Below are 3,226 nucleotides of genomic sequence, written 5' to 3'. Positions count from 1 at the left end.
CCGCGCCTGGGTCAACAGCACGTCCTGCTCGACCACCACCACGCAGCCGCCGTTAAGCAACGGCGCCCAGACATCCAGAGTACTGGCGTCGAAGGCCGGGTTCGAGGCGAATGCCACCCGGTCCTGAGCCGTGAAATCCGCATAGCCGTTGTTGATCACCAGGCGATTGATCGCCCGGTGCGGCACCAATACACCTTTTGGCGTACCGGTGGAACCGGAGGTGTACATGATGTAGGCGACCGACTCGGCGCTCTGGGGCAGCCCCGGATTATCGGACGATTCGTCCAGCACCAGCGTGTCCAGGTCAACGCGCAGCGCACCGTCGGGCACCTCCATGCCCGTCAGCGTCAGCACCCAACGTGCGCCACTGTCCTGCACCATGAACTGCTGGCGTTCAAGCGGCGCGCCGATGTCCAGCGGCACGTAGACCGCGGCACACTTGAGCACGGCCAGTTGGCTGACCAGCAGCTCGATCGAACGGGCCAGCCCCAGTGCCACGCTGTCGCCCGGCTGTACACCGAGGTCGAGCAGACGACGGGCCAGGCCGTTGGCCCTGGCGTTGAGTTCGCTGTAGGTCAGGCAATCCCCATCCTGCACGACGGCAATGGCATGGGGACGGGCCTCGGCCTGGTCCTCGAACAGGCCATGGATGGTCCTGTCCTGCGGATAAGGACGGGTGGTGGTGTTGAACTCCGTCACCACCTGGCGACGCTCGGCTGCCGACAGAATCGACAAGCCGTTCAGCGAGGCCAACGGTGCCTGCTCCAAGGACTGCACCAGATTTTCCAGGACGACGTGCATATAGCCACAGATCCGCTGTGCGCCGATCTGCGGCACCGCCAATACGCTCAGATGGAAGCCTTCGCCCAGGTCGTCCACCGACAGGGTCAGCGGATAGTTGGTGCGCTCTTCATTGCTCAGCGTCTCGATACCCTCCCAACCGGCAAGGGCCTGGCTTGAACTCGCCAGGTCGGCGCTGTGGCGATAGTTGAGCAAGGCGCTGAACAACGGCATCGGCGCGACCACGCCGCTGCAACGCTGGGCAAGCGCAAGCGAGGCGTGTTCATGGCCCAGCAGGCCGGTCAAGCGGGCATGAACGGCCTTCACGCCGTCACGCACGCCCTGGGTGCCCACGTCCACCCGCAGCGGCAAGGTGTTGATGAACATGCCCAGCGCCCGGTCGGCACCGTCGCCACCCTGCATCCGGCCCATCAGCACCGTGCCGAATACCACATCGTCCTTGCCGGACACCCGGCCCAGCAATTGCGCCCAGGCCAGGTGAACCAGACTGGCGGCACCGACACCCAGCTGCCGGGCCTGGGCCCGCAGGCGCAGGCTCAACGAAGCATCGACCGGCCGACGGGCTTCTTCGACATCCCGCCCATCGCCCTGTACATCCCGGACCCCGAACGGCAGGGTCGGCTCGTCCACGTCACCGAGCATTTCACGGAAAAATCCTTCGTGCTCCTGTTCGCTCACGCCCAGACGGGCCTGCGCCACGTAGTTGCGATACGGCACAGCCGCTGGCAGTGGAGCCGTCTTGCCCAACAGATGCGCCTGCATCTCGTGCTGCACCACTTCCATGGCCGTGTGATCCAGTGCCATATGATGGAACAGCAACACCGCGACCCAACGCCGGTTGACCGTATCCTCTGCAAAAGCCAGGCGCAGCATGGGCGCCCGAGTGATGTCGAGGCGGTAATGCCGAGGGTCGAAGCGCTCTTGCAGCTGTGTCGCGATATCCCCCGCCGAAGGGGCCAGCTCCACTTCTTCAACCGCCAGCTGCGCGTTGCGCCAGACGACCTGCACCGGCTCATCGAGGCCTTCCCAGACCACGGAAGTGCGCAGGATGTCATGCCGCTCGATGACATGCTCGAGCGCATCCAAGAAGGCGGTCAGTCGGTCACGGTCGCGCAGGTCGAACAGGATTTTCAAGACATAGGGGTCGCCTTGTTCGGCACTCAGGTGATGATAGAGGATGCCTTCTTGCAGCGGTGCCAGGGGGTAGATGTCCTGCACGTTACTCGCACCGCCCGGTACGGTTGCCACGATCCGGTCAATCGCGGCCTGCTCCAGCGTCACCAGCGTGAGCATGGCCGGGGTGATTCGCTCGCAACCGATGGCGATCAGGTTCGTCGGTACATCGACTTCCTTGCCACTGCCAACGGCGGCCGCCAGCGCCGCCAGGGTCGGCTGGCTGAACAGCACGCGCACGTCGGCGCTCAGGCCGGCCTGGCGCATGCGCTCGATCAACGTCACCGCCAGCAGCGAATGACCGCCCAGTTCGAAGAAATGGTCATGCCGTCCGACCTGCTCGATCTTCAGCACATCGGCCCAGATCTGCGCCAGGGTGATCTCGACGCCGCCCTGCGGGGCTTCGTATTCGCGAGTGACATAGGCCTCTGCATCCGGCGCCGGCAGTGCGCGGCGATCCAGCTTGCCGTTGGCAGTCAACGGCAGGGCCTCAAGCTGTACATAGGCCACCGGCATCATGTAATCCGGCAATTGCGCGTGCAGGTGATTACGCAAGGCCTCGATGGCTACTTCCGCCTGCGGGTCATGCAGCGTGAAGTACGCCACCAGGCGCTTCTCACCCGGTGCATCTTCACGCGCCAGGATGACCGCTTCCCTGACGCTGTCGTGCTCGCCGAGCCGGGCTTCGATCTCGCCCAGCTCGATACGGAAACCGCGAATCTTCACCTGGTCGTCGTTGCGCCCCAGATAGTCCACGGCACCGTCCGCACGCCAGCGCGCCAGGTCGCCGGTGCGGTAGAGCACGGCCGATGGATCGGCGCTGAACGGGTCGGCAACGAACTTCTCGGCGGTCAGCTCAGGGCGATTCAAATAGCCTTTCGCCACGCCATCACCACCGATGTACAGCTCGCCCGCCACGCCCACCGGCACAGGTTGTTGATGAGCATCCAGCACGTAGACCCGGCTGTTGCCGACAGGACGGCCAATGGGAATACCGCCCTCGCCTACGCTTCTGATTTCGTGGGTGGTGGTGAAGGTGGTGGCTTCGGTCGGACCGTAGCCGTTGAGCAGGTGCTGCGGCGCGCCTGCCTTCAGCACTCGACCGATCACCGCCGGATCCAGCACATCGCCACCGACGATCAGGTAGCGCAATTGCTTGAACACCGGCATCAGGCCGGCCGCGTATTGGTGGAACAGCCCGGCGGTCATCCACAGCACACTGACCCGTTGTTCCGTCAGCAACTGGGCAAAA

Annotated in this window: 1 protein-coding gene; it reads right to left on the bottom strand. The window is 64.5% G+C overall.

The features are described 5' to 3' along the window. The coding region (locus tag LCU97_RS26405) for an AMP-binding protein (protein WP_232778198.1) at positions 1 to 3,226 on the bottom strand (3,226 nt) is incomplete at both ends.

It is taken from the genome of Pseudomonas uvaldensis, assembly GCF_021271205.1.
GTDB lineage: Bacteria > Pseudomonadota > Gammaproteobacteria > Pseudomonadales > Pseudomonadaceae > Aquipseudomonas > Aquipseudomonas uvaldensis.
This window is presented reverse-complemented; position numbering and strand designations above follow the sequence as displayed.